The sequence below is a fragment of the Pseudomonas sp. NPDC089407 genome (assembly GCF_044900445.1).
In the GTDB taxonomy this organism is placed as follows: Bacteria; Pseudomonadota; Gammaproteobacteria; order Pseudomonadales; family Pseudomonadaceae; genus Aquipseudomonas.
The window spans coordinates 1-15,932 of the sequence record NZ_JBJDNB010000061.1; the positions used below are offsets into that span (position 1 = coordinate 1).

At 63.2% G+C, this 15,932-nt stretch carries 17 protein-coding genes and 2 pseudogenes; 8 read left to right on the forward strand and 11 right to left on the reverse strand.

Annotated elements, in window-relative coordinates:
* Positions 1-201: 201 nt before the first annotated feature.
* The 3 genes from ACI2KG_RS28605 to ACI2KG_RS28615 all read left to right on the forward strand — a co-directional run bounded on the left by ACI2KG_RS28605 (position 202) and on the right by ACI2KG_RS28615 (position 1,532).
* Positions 202-648 carry a universal stress protein gene (locus ACI2KG_RS28605; protein WP_404664210.1) on the forward strand — a complete coding sequence of 149 codons (447 nt, stop codon included), beginning with the start codon at positions 202-204 and terminating at the stop codon, positions 646-648.
* A 93-nt stretch (positions 649-741) separates the two neighbouring features.
* Positions 742-1,068 (forward strand): type II toxin-antitoxin system PrlF family antitoxin, encoded by a 327-nt coding sequence (locus ACI2KG_RS28610; RefSeq protein ID WP_404664211.1) that lies wholly within the window; start codon positions 742-744, stop codon positions 1,066-1,068.
* On the forward strand, positions 1,065-1,532 hold the full coding sequence (locus ACI2KG_RS28615; RefSeq protein ID WP_404664212.1) for a type II toxin-antitoxin system YhaV family toxin: 468 nt from the start codon (positions 1,065-1,067) through the stop codon (positions 1,530-1,532). Before ACI2KG_RS28610 ends, ACI2KG_RS28615 begins: the two co-directional genes overlap by 4 nt.
* A 251-nt stretch (positions 1,533-1,783) precedes the next feature.
* Here ACI2KG_RS28615 and ACI2KG_RS28620 read toward each other — a convergent pair whose 3' ends face one another.
* Genes ACI2KG_RS28620 through ACI2KG_RS28635 form a run of 4 tightly spaced genes read right to left on the reverse strand, consistent with a single transcriptional unit; the run spans position 1,784 to position 6,563 of the window.
* The gene (locus tag ACI2KG_RS28620; protein ID WP_404664213.1) at positions 1,784-2,644 is read right to left on the reverse strand and encodes an efflux RND transporter periplasmic adaptor subunit; all 861 of its coding nucleotides are present in this window, start codon (positions 2,642-2,644) and stop codon (positions 1,784-1,786) included.
* 10 nt (positions 2,645-2,654) lie between these two features.
* Positions 2,655-2,855, reverse strand: coding sequence for a DUF1656 domain-containing protein (locus tag ACI2KG_RS28625; protein WP_009685040.1), 201 nt, complete (start codon positions 2,853-2,855; stop codon positions 2,655-2,657).
* Positions 2,856-2,859: 4 nt separating this feature from the next.
* Entirely contained in the window at positions 2,860-5,037 is a 2,178-nt protein-coding gene (locus ACI2KG_RS28630; RefSeq protein WP_400614356.1) for an FUSC family protein, read from the reverse strand.
* The gene (locus ACI2KG_RS28635; protein WP_404664214.1) at positions 5,034-6,563 is read right to left on the reverse strand and encodes an efflux transporter outer membrane subunit; all 1,530 of its coding nucleotides are present in this window, start codon (positions 6,561-6,563) and stop codon (positions 5,034-5,036) included. The genes ACI2KG_RS28630 and ACI2KG_RS28635 overlap by 4 nt, the downstream gene beginning before the upstream one ends.
* A 191-nt stretch (positions 6,564-6,754) precedes the next feature.
* Here ACI2KG_RS28635 and ACI2KG_RS28640 point away from each other — a divergent pair, with 191 nt between their 5' ends.
* The gene (locus ACI2KG_RS28640) at positions 6,755-7,702 is read left to right on the forward strand and encodes a LysR family transcriptional regulator (protein ID WP_404664215.1); all 948 of its coding nucleotides are present in this window, start codon (positions 6,755-6,757) and stop codon (positions 7,700-7,702) included.
* Positions 7,703-7,816: 114 nt separating this feature from the next.
* Positions 7,817-8,791, forward strand: a complete 975-nt coding sequence (locus tag ACI2KG_RS28645) for a 2-hydroxyacid dehydrogenase (protein ID WP_404664216.1) — start codon at positions 7,817-7,819, stop codon at positions 8,789-8,791.
* A gap of 137 nt (positions 8,792-8,928) precedes the next feature.
* Here the strand turns inward: ACI2KG_RS28645 and ACI2KG_RS28650 are convergent, their stop codons facing one another.
* A complete protein-coding gene (locus ACI2KG_RS28650) occupies positions 8,929-9,831 on the reverse strand; it encodes a DMT family transporter (RefSeq protein WP_404664217.1) in 903 nt (300 codons plus the stop codon).
* Between the two features lie 273 nt (positions 9,832-10,104).
* Here ACI2KG_RS28650 and ACI2KG_RS28655 point away from each other — a divergent pair, with 273 nt between their 5' ends.
* Positions 10,105-10,980 carry a helix-turn-helix domain-containing protein gene (locus ACI2KG_RS28655; RefSeq protein ID WP_404664218.1) on the forward strand — a complete coding sequence of 292 codons (876 nt, stop codon included), beginning with the start codon at positions 10,105-10,107 and terminating at the stop codon, positions 10,978-10,980.
* A 236-nt stretch (positions 10,981-11,216) separates the two neighbouring features.
* Here ACI2KG_RS28655 and ACI2KG_RS28660 read toward each other — a convergent pair.
* The 5 genes and pseudogenes from ACI2KG_RS28660 to ACI2KG_RS28680 all read right to left on the reverse strand — a co-directional run.
* Positions 11,217-11,609: pseudogene (locus ACI2KG_RS28660) on the reverse strand (FecR family protein); the annotation flags it as partial.
* A gap of 4 nt (positions 11,610-11,613) precedes the next feature.
* Positions 11,614-11,724: pseudogene (locus ACI2KG_RS28665) on the reverse strand (RNA polymerase sigma factor); the annotation flags it as partial.
* Between the two features lie 4 nt (positions 11,725-11,728).
* Positions 11,729-12,055: a DUF3325 domain-containing protein gene (locus tag ACI2KG_RS28670; RefSeq protein WP_404664219.1), complete on the reverse strand. Its 327-nt coding sequence runs from the start codon at positions 12,053-12,055 to the stop codon at positions 11,729-11,731.
* Entirely contained in the window at positions 12,055-13,632 is a 1,578-nt protein-coding gene (locus tag ACI2KG_RS28675) for a PepSY-associated TM helix domain-containing protein (RefSeq protein WP_404664220.1), read from the reverse strand. Before ACI2KG_RS28675 ends, ACI2KG_RS28670 begins: the two co-directional genes overlap by 1 nt.
* On the reverse strand, positions 13,629-13,934 hold the full coding sequence (locus ACI2KG_RS28680; protein ID WP_404664221.1) for a DUF3649 domain-containing protein: 306 nt from the start codon (positions 13,932-13,934) through the stop codon (positions 13,629-13,631). The genes ACI2KG_RS28675 and ACI2KG_RS28680 overlap by 4 nt, the downstream gene beginning before the upstream one ends.
* Positions 13,935-14,229: 295 nt before the next feature.
* Between ACI2KG_RS28680 and ACI2KG_RS28685 the strand changes: the two genes are divergently transcribed.
* On the forward strand, positions 14,230-14,577 hold the full coding sequence (locus ACI2KG_RS28685; protein WP_400614324.1) for an HPF/RaiA family ribosome-associated protein: 348 nt from the start codon (positions 14,230-14,232) through the stop codon (positions 14,575-14,577).
* Between the two features lie 123 nt (positions 14,578-14,700).
* Positions 14,701-14,991: a DUF3509 domain-containing protein gene (locus ACI2KG_RS28690; RefSeq protein WP_201207816.1), complete on the forward strand. Its 291-nt coding sequence runs from the start codon at positions 14,701-14,703 to the stop codon at positions 14,989-14,991.
* 3 nt (positions 14,992-14,994) lie between these two features.
* Here the strand turns inward: ACI2KG_RS28690 and ACI2KG_RS28695 are convergent, their stop codons facing one another.
* Positions 14,995-15,465: a phosphate-starvation-inducible protein PsiE gene (locus ACI2KG_RS28695; protein ID WP_264311624.1), complete on the reverse strand. Its 471-nt coding sequence runs from the start codon at positions 15,463-15,465 to the stop codon at positions 14,995-14,997.
* Positions 15,466-15,932: the final 467 nt, after the last annotated feature.

A 15,932-nucleotide genomic window follows, 5' to 3' on the forward strand; every position in this document is an offset into this window, starting at 1 on the left:
AGGCTGAGATGGCTGTGAGCTTGAACTGCTCTGTGTATTTGCCCATAGGTCCCCCAAGGGTTGGATTTTTTGTCCAACTTCTTGGGGGCAGTCCAGGGATCCCGCAACGCTCAGGCCCTGTGTTGGACCTGTGGGAGCTGGCTTGCCGGCGATAGGGCCAGAACAGGCAAATGATTAACCCGCCTGAAACAAGGATTCTCAATGCCCAACCTCGTACTGATCGCCATCGACGCTTCCCCCGCCGCCACCGCCCTGCTCACCCTCGCCCGCCGCTACTGCCGCCCCGCCGACCACGTACTGCATGTGCTGCTGGCCATCGACTCAACCTTCGCTGTGCACGAGCAACCCGCGCCCTACACCGCTGAAGAACTCGAGGAATACCCCGCCGCCTGCGAGGAACAGCACCAGGCTGACGACGCGGTGGCCAAGGCAGTTGGCGAGTTGCGACAGGCCGGCTTCACCAGCCAGGGCTGCATGGTTGCCGGGCAACCGGTCGAGGCCATCGTGGCCAAGGCGCAGGAGCTGAACTGCGAGCTGATCATCATGGGCCACCGCCACCTGTCGCGGCTGGGCCGGTTGCTGGACCCGTCGATCAGCGCGAAGGTGATTGATCGGGTTGAGGTGCCGGTGTTGGTGGGGGCGGCGTGAACCGCTGATCAGCCGCGTAATGCATTTGCATTGACCAGACAATGCAATCGCATTACCTTGATGATCGTTGATGGACCTCAATGGACATGCGCTATGGCTACCACCTTCGAAGTCGAGTCCACGCTGACCGATCGTTACCAGACCACTGTTCCTGAAACCGTGCGTCGTGCCTTGGGTTTGAAAAAACGTGACAAGATCCATTACTCGATTCGCCCTGACGGTGGGGTGATACTCACCCGCGCAGAGGCAACCGAGGATGATCCGGTGCTGGGCCAGTTCCTGAGTTTTCTGGCCCACGACATCGCAACAAATCCTCAACGGCTGCAGGTTGTCGATGCTGACCTCATCGCGCGCCTCAACAGGCTTGTCGGCGACGCGGAGGTCGATCTGGATCAACCTCTGTCGGCGGATGATGAATGAGTGATGCGAAAAAAACGCCTCTGGTTATTCACGGATGGACTGTATTTGCCCACCCGCTGTTCCTGGCCAAGCTCGACGCACTGAGCGTTCAAGTTCAGGCCCAGATGCAGAAGGACCCAACGGGTTACACGAAAAAGAATGCTTATAAGCGGCTGGCAGCCATCAAGCGGTTAGCGTTTGATGTAATCCCTCAAGACCCGACAAAACCTGAGTACCGCCAGGGTGCAACGCTTGGCGGTGATCACAAGCACTGGTTCAGGGCGAAGTTCTTCCAGCAATACCGCTTGTTCTTTCGCTATCACACTGCCAGCAAGATCATCGTGCTGGCGTGGGTCAATGATGAGTCGAGCAAACGCGCCTACGACAGCAGCGACGACGCTTACAAGGTTTTTCAGAAGATGCTGCTAACTGGCCATCCACCAGACGATTGGGGCCAGCTACTCCAAGAAGCTGCTGCGACTTAAGGCAAGGCACCTACACACATCGTCATCGGCTAACTCGTGCTTTGAAGGAGCAACTGTCTTGCATATTTTTTCTGTTCAGCACCGGCTTTTGTAGGAGCGGCCTTGTGTCGCGATGGGCTGCAAAGCAGCCCCGGCAATTTGTGCATTTGTGCGGAAACCCTAGGGCTGCTGCGCAGCCCATCCGACCGGTCCGGCGCCCCGGCAAGGCCGCTCCTACAATAGGCAAGCAATGCCTTGGTAGAGCATAAGGACTACTCCTCGCTCGGCTTCACCACCACCGTACACGTCGTCCCCGCCGCCAGCAAAAACCCTTCCGGCACTTCATCAATGTGAATGCGCACCGGCACCCGCTGCGCCAACCGCACCCAGTTGAAGGTCGGGTTCACGTCGGCGATCAGCTCGCGGCTCTGTGGGTTGTCGCGGTCGTAGATGCCGCGGGCGATGCTCTCCACATGGCCCTTGATACGCTCGCCGCTCATCATCTGCAACTCGGCCTGGTCACCCACCTTTACATGCGGCAGCTTGGTCTCTTCGAAGAAGCCGTACACCCAGAACGAATTTTCGTCGACCACCGCCATTACCGCTTCACCGGTGCGCGCGTAGTCGCCCTTGTGGATGTTGAGGTTGGTCACGTAGCCGTCCACCGTGGCCACAATGTGCGTGCGCTTGAGGTTCAGCTCGGCGGCAGCCAGTTCGGCCAGGGCCTGCTGGTAATCGGCCTGGGCGGAGTTGGCGATATTACTGGCGTCGTCGCGGTTTTCCTTGGAGATCACCAGGTTGTCCATGTCAGCACGGCGCTTGGCGTTGACCTTGCGCATGTCCCAGGTGGCCTTGCGCGAGGCGACCAGCGCCTTGGCCTGGTCGACCGCCAGTTGGTAGTGCTCGGGGTCGATCTGGATCAGCAGGTCGCCCTTCTTCACCCGCTGGTTGTCCTTGACTGGCACATCCACCACGTAACCGGGCACGTCAGCGGCAACGTTGATGATGTCGGCGCGTACGCGGCCGTCGCGTGTCCACGGGGTGGTCATGTAGTGCAGCCACAACTGGCGGCCGATGGCCACGGCAGCGACCAGCACCAGCAGGGTGGCGATCAGGCTGAAGAACTTTTTCATCGAGGGTTTCTCACCAGTAGACAGTAAGCGCCATGGCGCCGAACAGGCAGACGAACAGGCTCAGGCGCAGCAGCGCCGGGTGCCAGAAGAAGCGGTAGCCATCATGGCTGGCGATAAACCGGTCCAGGCCCCAGGCCAGGCCCAGGGCGAACAGGAACATCAGGGTCATGGTGGGCATGTATACGCCATGGAAGGCGATTTCACGGGGCATGCTTTCACGGAGCATCGTGCAGTCCTTTCGCCGGTACCAGCGGCGACTGTGGGTCCAGCAGGGAAGAACGGATGAAGTGCAGGTAGCTTTGCGCGCGACGCAGCACCGAGGTGTCGAAGTGTCGGGCAAACGGCTCGTCGGTGGCCTGTACCCGGGCGATGGCGTGGTCTACCGCCACCAGCGCACGTTCGTGGTTGCTGGCGCTGGGCTGCAGGAACAGCCGTGCCAGGGCGCGGCCCATCACACGGATGGCCTGGCGCCATGGTTGCGACTCGGCATAGGCTGGGTGCACCGGTGCGCGGGCCTGTTCCTTGCGCAGCTCGATGACCGCATGGCCGATTTCCAGCACGGTAAACATCCAGCCCATCAATTGGCTTTGCACCTGCGGCTTGCCGGCTGCCAGGCCATAGGCCTGGTGCAGCAGGTCGCGGGTGCGGCTTTCGAAGGCCGTGCCGATACCGCGCAGGCGGCCGCTGATGGCGAACAGCACCTGCTCGCGCAATTCCTGCTCCAGGCGGCTCCACAGCCAGCGGCTGTTGGGCGGCAGGATGATTGCCCCGGCGGCGGCACAGACGAACATGCCGATGACCATGCCGATGTAGTCGTTGATAAAGCTGTAGGGGTCATACACGGTCAGGTTGTTGGGCACCGAGCCAATCGCGAAGAACACCAGCAAGCCGATGCCATAACCCGCGTAAGCCGGCCGTGACGACAGGAACGCACCCAGCACGAACACCGGCGCCAGCACCATGCACAGCAGCGGGAAACCGTCGATCCAGGGGAACACGAAGAAGGTTTCGAAGAAGCCGACAAAGGCGCCAATCGCCGTGCCGCAGGCCATCTGGAACGACATGCGCTTGGGGTTCGGCGAGGCGGCCGACAGGCCTACGGTGACCGTGGCGATCAGGGTCATCATGGCGCCGCTGGGCCAGTCGCTGAGCAGCCAGTAGCTGCCCAGCAGCAACAGCACTGCCGAGGCGCGCACACCGGCGGCGGCCGACACCAGCCAGCTGGTCTGCGCCACGTAGGGTTCGTCCCACTGCTCGCGCTCGTGCTTGTGCGCAGCCAGTGAGGCGTGGGTTTCGGCGTAGCTGAACATCTCGTCGACAAAGCGGTACAGCAGCTCGAACGCGGTGTGGAAGTCGAGTTGGTCGGCCTCGCATGGCTCGGTCGCCAGGTACTCGGCACGCAGGCCGCGCACTTGGGCCTGCAGGCCTTCCTTGTAGGCGGCCAGCTCCAGGGTCAGGCGCAGCGCATCGGCGTCGGTCAACGCCCGGCCCACGTAGGGTTGCAACAGCTCCACCAAGGTATTCAGGCCCGGTTCGATGGCACTGACGATCTGCAGCGGGCCGCGGGCGCGCAGGCGTTCCAGCAAGCGGTGCAAGGCGTTGAAGCGGGTGGTGATGGCCATGAACTCGCTGTTCATCCGCACCAGGCGGCCAGAGCGGCGGCGCATGTGCGGGTCTTCGAAGGCGGTGACGTTACGCAAGCTTTCAAGGCCCACCGCCTCGGCGATGAAACGCACGTTGCTGCTTTCGAAACGGTCACGCTGGCTGTCGCCGCGCAAGGCCTCGACCACGACCCCGGCGAACACCCCAAAGCGCTGGTACAGGGCGTTGCGCATGGCAGCACTGGCTGACTGCGGCAGGATTGCGGCGCTGACAAAGGTCGACACCAGGATGCCCAGGGCAATTTCCAATACCCGCCATACCGCCGCCATGAATGCCTGGTCGGGGTGTTGCAGCACCGGCAGGCCGATCATCGCAGCGGTGTAGCCGGCCAGCACGAAGCCATAGGCACGGAAGGTGCGGTAGCGCATGGCACCGGCCGAGCACAGGCCCACCCACAGTGCCAGGCTGGGCAGGAACAGCTCGGTGTTCTGCGGGAAAATGGCGATCAGCGCCACCATCATTGCCGAACCGGCCAACGTGCCAAGCACCCGGTAGAAACTCTTGGCGAACACATGGCCGCTTTGCGGCTGCATGACGATGAACACGGTGATCATTGCCGTGCGCGGTTGCGGCAGCTCCAGGCGCATGGCCAGCCACAGGGTGATGAATGCAGCGGCCAGTACCTTGAAGATGTACACCCAGGTGACGCCGTCGGTGCGTGCCCAGGCAAAGAAGCCCCGGCGCCATTCCAGGCTTTGCAGCCAGCGCACGGGCAGACTGGAAGTGCTCATTCGGCGTTATCCGGCTTCTTGTCGAAAATGGCCAGGGTCGCCGGGGTTTTCGGCGCGGCCTGGCGTTCTTCTTCGGGCACATCCTGGCCGGCCTGCAAGCCACCCCCCAGTGCAGTGACCAGCTCGGCATGGGCGATCAGCCGCGCGGCCTGCACCTGCTGTTGCACCTGCTGCTGGCGGAACAGCAGGGTTTGCGCGTTGAGCACGTTGAGGTAGTCGGTCAGGCCACGCTGGAAGGCGACCATGGCGATGTCGTAGGTCTTCTGTGCGGCGGCGACCGACTCGGCGGCAAAGTGCGACTGCTCTTTCATCGATTCGCGGCGGATCAACTGGTCGGAGATGTTCTTCAACGCACCGACCACGGTCTGGTTGTAACGCGCCACGGCCACGTCGTAACCGGCCGACGCCACGCCCAGCTGCGAACGCAGGCGGCCACCGTCGAAAATCGGCAGGCTGATGGCCGGGCCGACGTTGTAGTTGAACTTGCGCCCGGTAAGGAACTCCAGCGGGCCGCCGCCGGTGGCCATGAAGCCCAGGCTGCCAACCAGGTCGACGTTGGGGAAGAAGCCGGCATGGGCGACGTCAATGCCACGCGCCTGCGCGGCCACCTGCCAACGGCTGGCGACCACGTCGGGGCGCTGGCCGACCAGTTCGGCAGGCAGGTTCGACGGCAGTTTCAGCGGCGCAGCCAGGGACAGGGTTGGGCGCTGCAACTGCGCGCCCTCCCCCGGGCCTTTGCCAGCCAGGGCCGCCAACTGGTTGCGGGTCAGGGCGATTTCCTCGTTCAGGCTGTCGAGCTGACGGTGGGTTTCCGGCAGCGGCGCTTCGGCCTGGCTGACTTCGAAGTGGGTACCGATACCGGCATCCAGGCGGCGCTTGGCCAAGGCCAGAATCTGCTCTTGCTGTTCCAGTTCGGCCTTGACGATATCGCGCTGGGCAAAGTGCAGGCTCAACTGGATGTAGGCGCGTACCACGTTGTTCTGCAGTTCCAGCTGCGCCTGGCGGGCTTCGGCCACGCTCATGTGCGCCTGGTCCACAGCCTGCTCGCTGGCATTGCGTTCACGGCCCCACAAGTCAAGGGCATAGCTGAAGCCGATGGCCGCGTTGTTATCCCAGGTGTTGGCACCGGACAGCGCGCCAGGGCCGTAGAACTGGTCTTCAGGCCAGTTGTGGCGTTTGAGCGTAGCCTGGCCGTTGGCCTGGAGCTTTTCTGCCGACTCGACCACACCGGCCATGGCCTTGGCTTCGCGCACCCGCGCCGCGGCCATGGCCAGGCTCGGGCTGCCGGCCACGGCCAGGGCAAGCCAGCGGTCCAGTTGGGCGTCGCCATAGGCGTGCCACCACTGCTGGTCGGGCCAGTGGGCGTCCGTTGCGGCTTCGCGAATGGCCGCGTCGGTGGTCAAGTTATTGGCTTGCAGCGTCTTGCTTTGCGGGGCAATGCCCCAGGTTCCGATACAGCCGCTCAAGGTGAGGGCAAGGGCACAGGCACTGAACGCATTGAGCGTTCTGTTGATGCGACGCGGCACAGCTGCGATATCCCGAGGAAGTGGTGAGGGGGCCGGGCAATTCTAGGGGGCTGCAGCACTGGCGATAAGCGCAGATTCCTGCGAATCTTTGTTACCAAAACAGCGATAATCCGCCTTTGGTCGAAGGCAATTTTTAATACCTTTTGCGTTACTTCGTGACACAATTTTGTCCTCTACATCGAGAGTGACCCATGGACACCCTGCAAAACATGCGTGCTTTCAGTTGCGTAGCCCAATTAGGCAGCTTTACTGCCGCTGCGGCGCAACTGGATACGACCACCGCGAACGTGTCGCGGGCGGTCTCCAACCTGGAAGCCCATCTGCAAACAAGGCTGCTCAACCGTACCACCCGCCGCATTGCGCTGACCGAGGCCGGCAAGCGCTACCTGATGCGTTGCGAACAGATTCTTACCTACGTCGAAGAAGCCGAAGCCGAGGCCAGCGACGCCCATGCGCGCCCGGCCGGGCAGCTGAAGGTGCATTCGATGACCGGGGTCGGCCAGCATTTCGTGGTCGATGCCATCGCCCGCTATCGCGAATCGCACCCGGACGTGACCTTCGACCTGACCATGGCCAACCGCGTGCCCGACCTGCTCGACGAAGGCTATGACGTGTCCATCGTGCTGGCCACCGAACTGCCCGACTCGGGGTTCGTCTCGCAGCGCCTGGGCATCACCTACAGCATCGTCTGCGCTTCGCCCGATTACATTGCCCGCCACGGCGAGGCGAACAAGCCTGCCGACCTGCTCAAGCACGCCTGCCTGCGCATGGTCAGCCCGGTGATCCCACTGGAAAAGTGGCTGTTCGACGGCCCGGAGGGCCAGGAAATGGTCAACATCACCAGCTCGCCGTTCATGGTCAACACCGCCGACGCCATGAAGACGGCTATCCGCAGTGGCATGGGCGTGGGCGTGCTGCCAATCTATTCGGCCATCGATGGCCTGCGTGACGGCAGCCTGGTGCGGGTACTGCCCGAGTACCGCTTGCAGGAGTTGAACCTGTACGCGATCTACCCGTCGCGGCAGTACCTGGATGCCAAGATCAAGACCTGGGTCGAGTACCTGCGCAACTCGCTGCCGGAGATTCTGGCGGCACATGAAGCGGACCTGAAAACCCATCATGTGCTGATCGCCAACTGAAAGCAGCTGCAAGCCGCAAGATTCAAGCACAAGAAAAAGCAGATCCGCGCAGGTGCTGCTTTTTCTTGTGGCTTGAAGCTTGTAGCTTGTAGCTTTTCTTTTGGAAGTAGCCCGATGAAAAAGACCGTCCTGGCCTTCAGCCGTATCACCCCGGCCATGGCCGAGCGCCTGCAGCAAGACTTCAACGTTATCCTGCCCAACCCCAAGCTGGGCGACATCAACGCCCAGTTCAACGAAGCCCTGCCCGAAGCCCATGGCCTGATCGGCGTTGGCCGCAAGCTCGGCCGCGCCCAGCTGGAAGGTGCGGCCAGGCTGGAGGTGGTGTCCAGCGTGTCGGTCGGCTACGACAACTACGACCTGGACTACTTCAACGAGCGCGGCATCGCCCTGACCAACACCCCCGACGTGCTGACCGAAAGCACCGCCGACCTGGGCTTCTCGCTGGTCATGGGCTGCGCCCGCCGCACCGCCGAGCTGGATGCCTGGACCAAGGCCGGCAACTGGCAGGCCACCGTCGGCCCGGCCCACTTCGGCAGCGATGTGCATGGCAAGACCCTGGGCATCGTCGGCATGGGCAACATTGGTGCAGCCGTGGCCCGCCGTGGCCGCTTTGGCTTTAACATGCCGATCCTGTACAGCGGCAACAGCCGCAAGACCGCGCTGGAGCAAGAGCTGGGCGCGCAGTTCCGCAGCCTCGAGCAGCTGCTGGCCGAAGCGGACTTTGTGGTTATCGTGGTGCCGTTGTCCGATGCCACCCGCAAGCTGATCAGCACCCGCGAGCTGAAGCTGATGAAGCCAAGCGCGTTCCTGATCAACATCGCCCGTGGCCCGGTGGTCGATGAGGCCGCGCTGATCGAAGCACTGCAGAACGGCACCCTTCGCGGCGCCGGGCTGGATGTGTACGAGAAAGAGCCGCTGAGCGATTCGCCGCTGTTCAAGCTGCCCAATGCGCTGACCTTGCCGCACATTGGCTCGGCCACGGCCGAAACCCGCGAGGCCATGGCCAACCGGGCGATGGACAACCTGCGTGCGGCCTTGCTCGGCGAGCGGCCGCGGGACCTGGTGAACCCGCAGGTGTGGAAGGGCTGATCATTGCCTGAGCTCGCGCGATCCCTGTGTAGGAGCGGCCTTGTGTCGCGATGGGGCGCGTAGCGGCCCCCTGATTTCAGCTTCGCAGCTGATATGGCCGGGGCCGCTTTGCGGCCCATCGCGACACAAGGCCGCTCCTACACCGACCTCGGCAAGCCTGTCGCCCCTCTGGCCTTGGGCTTACGAAACACCAACACATTCCCCGCCATCACCGCCACCAGCCCCAGCAGGGCCGGCGCGGTCCATTGATACCCCTCGGCCACCGCCGATACATTCAACGCCACCAACGGGAACAGCACAGTACAGTACGCCGCCCGCTCCGGCCCCATGCGCCCGACCAGTGTCAGGTAGGCAGTAAAGCCGATCACCGAGCCGGGGATCACCAGGTACAGCAGCGAGCCGATGTAACGCGTGTTCCATTCCATGGCGAACGGGATGCCGCTGACCAGGCAATACACCGCCAGCATCGTCGCGCCGTAGACCATGCCCCAGGCATTGGTGGTCATGGGCTTGAGGCCGGCTTTCTGCTGCATGCTGGAGAGCATGTTGCCGGCCGAGAAGCACAGTGTGCCCAGCAGCGCCAGGCCCAGGCCGTAGAGGGTTTCGGGGCTGGCGGCGTGGTGCGACAGCTCCGGCCAGAACAACAAGCACAACCCCAGCAACCCAAGCGCGCCGCCGCCTAGCACATTGCTGGCGATTTTCTGGCCGAAGAAGATCCGCGCATTCATCGCGTTCCACAGCGTGGCGGTGGAAAACACCACGGCGATCAGGCCGCTGGCGATCCACTGGCTGGCGCTGAGGAAGCAGATAAAGTTGACGCAGAACAGGCACAGGCCTTGGGCCAGGCAGATCTGGTGGCCGCGCTTGTTCATCGGCTGCAGACGCCGGGTGAGCAGCAGGAAGGCAAACAGAATCAGGCCGGCCAGGGCGAAGCGGTAGACGATCGACACCGGAATGGCGACCACGCCCAGCTGGAGCTTCAGGGCGATCCAGGTGGTGCCCCAGATCAGGACGGTGAGCAGGTAGAGTGACAGGTTCATCGGTGCAGTTCCTCAGGCGATCGACCATACATCCTGGGGCCGCTGCGCAGCCCATCGCCGGCAAGCCAGCTCCCACAGAGACCGCGTCAACCTCAAACTGGGCGCTGTACCTGTGGGAGCTGGCTTGCCGGCGATCGAGGGCGCAGCCCTCGCCAGTGCAATCAGTGTTCGCCCTGCCCGGCACTTTGCGCTTGCACAAACTTGCGCATTTGTCCCGCCCGTGGCTGTCAGCCAGTCCTAGGCGCAGTAGGATGGGCTTCAGAGGAACCACCCATGACGCCATTCACCCAACTGCAAGTGTTCAACGCCATGCACGCCTCGCCCCACGCCCGCCTGGAGCTGAGCGCGCACCTGGGCGACGGGCTGGCGGCGGCGTTGTGGAGCAACCGCGACGATGCCCGCGACTATCAGGCGCCGAGCCACCACACCCTGTCGTGCTACATCGCCGACGGTACCGGCACGTTCCGCCGCCAACGTCCGGCCGACAAAGGCGCACCCGACAAACTGTGCATCATGCCGGCCGGCCACGAATCGAACTGGGTGGTGAATGGTGAGATCCGCCTGGCACACCTGTACGTCAGCGAAGCGCAGTTCGCCCTCGGCTGCGTGCGCCTGCTTGACCGTGAGCCGCGCGAATTGCAGTTGCAGGAAGCGACCTTTCTTGACGACCCACAGCAGGCCCGACGCTTTCGCCAACTGATCGGCCTGGACTGGGACGAACCCGGCGAGCGCCTGTTGGCCAGCAGCCTGGCCCATGAAATCGTCGACCATGCGCTGCTCAGCCAGGTCGGGCTGCGTCAGGGCCTGCGCCTGAAAGGCGGGCTGGCGCCAAACCTGCGCCGGCATCTGGTCGACTACATCGAGGCGCACCTGGATCAGCCGATGACCCTGGGCGAGCTGGCGTTGCGCTGCAACTTGTCCGAGTACCACTTTGCGCGCATGTTCCGCGCCAGTTTCGGGCTACCGCCGCACCAGTACCTGCTGGCCCGGCGGCTGCACCGGGCTTGCCAGCTGTTGCGGCGGGGGGTGATGCCGCTGGGGGAAATTGCCCTGTTGTGCGGGTTTGCCAGTGCCAGCCATTTCAGTAACCGGTTCCGGCAGGCGATGGGTGCCACACCGGGCGAGTACCGTTTGGCCTTTAGCCTGTAAAGTTGGGGCTGCTTTGCAGCCCATCGCCGGCAAGCCAGCCCCACAGGTATCGCGATAACTTCAGGCCTGTGGAAGTCCTGTGGGAGCTGGCTTGCCGGCGATGGGCCGCAAAGCGGCCCCAACTACCTAGAACTCAAGGGTGCTGGACAAGCTCACCTGCCGCGCATTCCCAATCGCCACAAAGTACTGGTTCACCGCCGAGCTGTAGTACACCGTGTCGAACAGGTTCTTCACGTTCAACTGCAACAGCACCTGCCTCTTCGCGGCGGTTCGGCGCCCGACTTGCCCAGCGAATCCAGCGCCAGCAGCGGTTCAGCCACCGGGAAACTGCCGCTGACCTTGCGCTGCCCCAGTTCATCATCAAGCACCAAAATGCGCCCCGGGTAATAACGCCCCAGGCCTTCGACCACCTGTGCCAGGGGCACCTGGTAGTAATTCAGCCAACCCTGGCGCCAGGCCAGACGGTTGTCGCTGTCCACCGCCACGGTTTCGCCCATGCGGCCCGCGCCGTACGTCACCTGCTGGTTGGCCGTCAGCTCGCGCGCCACGTCGCCCGCTGCCGGGCTAACCGCCGCCCGCCCGCTGCGCACCGTCACCTGGCTGCCATCACCCTGCTGGCGCACCTCGAACGGGGCTGACCAGCGCTTCCATGCGCGCGCGCTGTGCCTGGAACACCTGAACGAAACGCGCCCGTGCGCCAGCGCTGTCGGCGTCGGCCTCGCTGATATCCCCGTGCTCGCTCAAGGGTTCACACGGCGAACACGGCCAGCAACGGGCCCAGCACCACACTGGCCGCGGCCAGGCCCAGCAGCAGGCGTGGCTGGTACGGCAGGCCGAACACCCACAGGGTCACCCCGGCCATGATTACCGCCGCCCATTCCACCAGGCCATGGGCCCAGCCACGCAGGTGCACGCTGAGGACCAGCGACAGCGCCAGCAGCAGCCAACCGGCGATACGCAACAGGCGCAACTGCCGTGGGCGCGGCTTGCGCCCGAGCAGGTCGCTGAAGTGCTTTTCCATGGCCAGGCACAGGGCGACGAAGCCGGCAAAGGCGATCAGGGCGTTACCCAGCATCAGCTCGCCTCCACAGGTTCAGTGCTCGGCTTTTTTGCCGCACGCGGGGCACGCTTGGCCACCGGCTTGGGGCTGCGCAGCATCTTGCCGGCCAGCCAGGCGAGGAACAGGCCGATGGCCAGCGCGGTAAGGTCGAAGCCGGCCATGGCCCAGTCGCCCGCAGGCACGGCGTGGTTCAGGCCCTGGCCGGTGGTCAGGCCATTAAGCAACGGCAACAGGCCAAAAACCACTGCCCCCAATGCCAGTTGCTCACCCCAGGCGCGCCGCCCGGGGCGCAGCACGGCATGTACCAATGACAACGCCCATACCAGCAAGAAAGTATTTACTTCCCAGTCGGCACGGCCCTCGACGCCCACCGGGATCAGCCGGTTGGCCCAGAAGAAGCCCGCCACCGCCAGCAACAGGCCGCTCATGCTGGCGATATTGAGCACCTCGACCAGGCGCAGCTCGCCCGGCATGTGCTCACGCTTGGCATGCTTGAGCTGGCGCTTGCCCAGCCACATCACCAGGCCAGTGCCGATCACGGCGGTGCCGGCCACACCGAAGGCGAAGTACAGCCAGCGCAACCATGGCGCGGCGAAATTGCCCATGTGCAGCCCGGCGAAGCTGAAGGCGGTCATCATCGCCCCGGTCTCCGGCTTGCCCTGATTCAGCAATTCGCCCGTTGCGGCATCGAACGTCCAGTTGGCACTGCGCTTGTAAGCCACGTTGTCAGCCGAGGACTGCGTGAAGGTGACACGGGCATTGCGGTCGCCCGGGTTCTGCAGCTGGATGTAACCAATACGCGCACCCGGCTCCAGCGCCTGCACCTTGGCGTACAGGCTGGGCAGCGGTGCCAGCGGCGTCGCGACATTGGCCACCTTGGGCACATCGTCACGGCCGAACAGGTCGTTGAAGTAATCCCCGGTATTGCTGCCATAGCTGGCCAGGATGCCCGCAGGCATCACCATGTACATGAACAGCACCAGGCTGCTGTAACTGATCATCAGGTGAAACGGCAGCACCAGCACGCCAATCGCGTTGTGCCCGTCCAGCCAAGAGCGCTGGCCTTTGCCGGGGCGAAAGGTGAAGAACTCCTTGAAGATCTTCTTGTGGGTGATGATCCCGGTGACCAACCCCAGCAACATGATGAAGGCGCAGAACGTCGATAACCAACGCCCGAAGGGATACGGCATTTCCAGCTGGAAGTGGAAGCGGTAGAAAAATTCGCCACCGCGGCTGTCACGTGCGTCTACCGGCTGGCCGGTCTGTGCATCGAGGCTTTTGCTGACAAACCCCCGCCGCCCGCCATCCGGGTTGCGCCAGCTCACGCCGAGCGCTGCTTCGCGCTCGCTCGGCAAGCGGATCATCCAGTTGCTGGCGTGGCCAGCGTTGGCTTCGAGGTAACGCTGTGCCAGCCCCAGGCTCGCTGCCGGGTCGAGCGCATGGCGGCGCACTTCGGGTTGCGACCAGTGAGTGATCTCGTCCTTGAAGTACGACATCGTGCCGGTCAGGAAGATGGCGAACAACAGCCAGCCAAAGATCAGGCCGGTCCAGGTGTGCAGCCAGGCCATGGCCTGGCGAAAGCCTTCTTTCATGGGTTTTTCATCCAGTAGGCAACGCCGCTGATCAGGCCCAGCAGCACGCTTGGCACCAGCACGCCCAGCCACGCGCGCCAGGCGCTGCGGCAGGCGAAACACCAGATGAACGCCAGCAGGTAGAAGACGAACGATAGCAGCAGGCCGGTAACCGTGGCATCGACCTTGGGCAATGGCGCCACCAGGGCGACACAGACGCTGGCCATGGACGCCAGCAGGTAGCCGCCCAGCAGCGCGGCCAGGCTGCGTGAAGCCACGGCCAGGCGATAGCTGAGCGGGAGGCCGGCGGTTTTGCGCGACATGGCGAAGGTCCGGGCGTTTTCGGGGGTGCAATAATAATGATTTCAATTCTCATAAGCAAAGGTCGGGCGATGTATAGCCTCGACACTGTGAGCCGCTCCCACAGGAGATAGCGGTGCCAAGCCGAAGGGGATCGCCCTTTCAACAGCGGGGATTTGCAACAAAAAATTTATTTTCAAAAAGGGCTTGAATTCGTTTCCCGGTTGCCTGACCTTAGAGTCAAGAGGCGCAGAAATTCCAAGGGTCTCAAGGACCTGGACGCGCCTCCATGCGAGCAAGCTGAATAAGGATTGAATCATGCAAATCCAGGTCAACAGCAGCAACCATTTCGAAAGCAACGCCCGGCTCGACCAGTGGGTCCGCAGTACACTGGAAAGCTCTCTTGAGCGCTTCGAGGACGACCTCACCCGCATCGAGGTGCACCTGCGCGACGAGAACGGCGCCAAGCCCGGACCGCATGACAAACGCTGCCAGATGGAGGCTCGTCCCAAAGGCCACCAACCGATTTCCGTGACCCACACCGCCACTTCGCTGGACCAGGCAGTGGACGGTGCCGCTACCAAACTCAGCCACGCGCTGGAACACTTCTACGGCAAGCTGCGCAGCAAGCGCGGCGCCTTGGAGCTAAGTGACCCGGACGCCTGATCGTCACACTGAAAACGCCCGGCCAAGTGCCGGGCGTTTTCGTTTGTACCCGATCAATGGTGCTGAACCAACCTGCAAACCAGCCGGTCAACTCCTGCATTCATTCACCGCAGAAGCAAGACCATGAACAACCCATTCGACCGGATCAGCGCCGCCTTCGCCCCCGAGTACCGGGTCAACCTGAGCATTGCCAACCTCGACGGCAGCATCATGCTCACCCTGTCCGACGACGCTGGCGTGGTCGCCAAGCGCCTGATCACCCAGGCCCAGCGCAACGACCCGGTGCGTTTGCAGCGGGTCATCGACAGCATCCGCCTGGGGCTGGCCATCGAACTGGGCCAGAACCCGATGCAGGTGCTGGCCGCACTGACCCGCGATGCCAGCCACGAGCCGCGTGCGTTCATGGCCAACTGAGGGCTACTTGCCCTCCTCCACTTCCTTGCCGTTTGCATCCAGCACCTTGGTCGAGGGGTAGCGGTACGAGGCGTAGCGCACCACCAGGATCGAGAACGCCAGCAACAGGATGCCCCCGCACAGGTACAGCAGCCCTTCGTCCGGCGCCTTGTGGTGCGAGACATCGCCGATCAGCAGGCGGGTCAGCGCAGTGATTGCCACATACAGCAGGAAGCGGATCGGCATGTGGTTGGTCTTGAAGTAGATACCGACCATCGCCCCCAGCTCCAGGTAGATGAACAGCAGCAGGATGTCATCGACACTGATCCCGCCCTTGCCGAGCATGTCCAGGAAGGTCACGACCGCCGCATAGGCTGTGATTGCGCCAATGCCGAACAGCGCCAGGTAATGGAAGGCCTCGACGCACAGGTTGCCCAGCGAGTCGGCCGAGCCGTGCAGGCCCTTGCGCAGCTTTTCTGCCCATTTGATGTTCACGATGTTCCATTCCCCGATACGGCTTGTGAAGGATGATGCGTCACCGGTGTGACGCTTGTGCCATGCAGTTAAAGGGCCAGGCCCTTGCCTTGGAAGGCGGCCGATTGCCGCAGGGCACTTTGCGGCGGGGCGGGTTGGGTGGGGGCTGGCGGGTGTTCGGCTTGGCGGTTTTAGCGCCTGTGAGATCGAGCGCCGCCCGCGCAGCGCTTCGCGGCACAAGGCCGCTCCCACATCTGTTTCGGGCCAGTTACTCCTGCTTCCTCCGCACTCGCTCCCTGGGTGCATGGCTGGAGATGGCAGAAAAGCATGGGCGGCACCTTCAATATCGAAGGGAACACACAAAGCGGACAGCGGTGAACTCACAGAAGAGACTGGCCCGAAACAGATGTGGGAGCAACTGTCTTTTTCAAAGTCTAAAAGTTTGCGCAATCTCTGTGGGAGATCACCCAGCCCTTAGGGCTGCGCTG

What these genes read in the sequence shown, in the direction of transcription:
- ACI2KG_RS28605 (WP_404664210.1), top strand. Translation starts at nt 202, where the DNA reads ATGCCCAACCTCGTACTGATCGCCATCGACGCTTCCCCCGCCGCCACC.
- ACI2KG_RS28610 (WP_404664211.1), top strand. Translation starts at nt 742, where the DNA reads ATGGCTACCACCTTCGAAGTCGAGTCCACGCTGACCGATCGTTACCAG.
- ACI2KG_RS28615 (WP_404664212.1), top strand. Translation starts at nt 1,065, where the DNA reads ATGAGTGATGCGAAAAAAACGCCTCTGGTTATTCACGGATGGACTGTA.
- ACI2KG_RS28620 (WP_404664213.1), bottom strand. Translation starts at nt 2,644, where the DNA reads ATGAAAAAGTTCTTCAGCCTGATCGCCACCCTGCTGGTGCTGGTCGCT.
- ACI2KG_RS28625 (WP_009685040.1), bottom strand. Translation starts at nt 2,855, where the DNA reads ATGCCCCGTGAAATCGCCTTCCATGGCGTATACATGCCCACCATGACC.
- ACI2KG_RS28630 (WP_400614356.1), bottom strand. Translation starts at nt 5,037, where the DNA reads ATGAGCACTTCCAGTCTGCCCGTGCGCTGGCTGCAAAGCCTGGAATGG.
- ACI2KG_RS28640 (WP_404664215.1), top strand. Translation starts at nt 6,755, where the DNA reads ATGGACACCCTGCAAAACATGCGTGCTTTCAGTTGCGTAGCCCAATTA.
- ACI2KG_RS28645 (WP_404664216.1), top strand. Translation starts at nt 7,817, where the DNA reads ATGAAAAAGACCGTCCTGGCCTTCAGCCGTATCACCCCGGCCATGGCC.
- ACI2KG_RS28650 (WP_404664217.1), bottom strand. Translation starts at nt 9,831, where the DNA reads ATGAACCTGTCACTCTACCTGCTCACCGTCCTGATCTGGGGCACCACC.
- ACI2KG_RS28655 (WP_404664218.1), top strand. Translation starts at nt 10,105, where the DNA reads ATGACGCCATTCACCCAACTGCAAGTGTTCAACGCCATGCACGCCTCG.
- ACI2KG_RS28670 (WP_404664219.1), bottom strand. Translation starts at nt 12,055, where the DNA reads ATGCTGGGTAACGCCCTGATCGCCTTTGCCGGCTTCGTCGCCCTGTGC.
- ACI2KG_RS28675 (WP_404664220.1), bottom strand. Translation starts at nt 13,632, where the DNA reads ATGAAAGAAGGCTTTCGCCAGGCCATGGCCTGGCTGCACACCTGGACC.
- ACI2KG_RS28680 (WP_404664221.1), bottom strand. Translation starts at nt 13,934, where the DNA reads ATGTCGCGCAAAACCGCCGGCCTCCCGCTCAGCTATCGCCTGGCCGTG.
- ACI2KG_RS28685 (WP_400614324.1), top strand. Translation starts at nt 14,230, where the DNA reads ATGCAAATCCAGGTCAACAGCAGCAACCATTTCGAAAGCAACGCCCGG.
- ACI2KG_RS28690 (WP_201207816.1), top strand. Translation starts at nt 14,701, where the DNA reads ATGAACAACCCATTCGACCGGATCAGCGCCGCCTTCGCCCCCGAGTAC.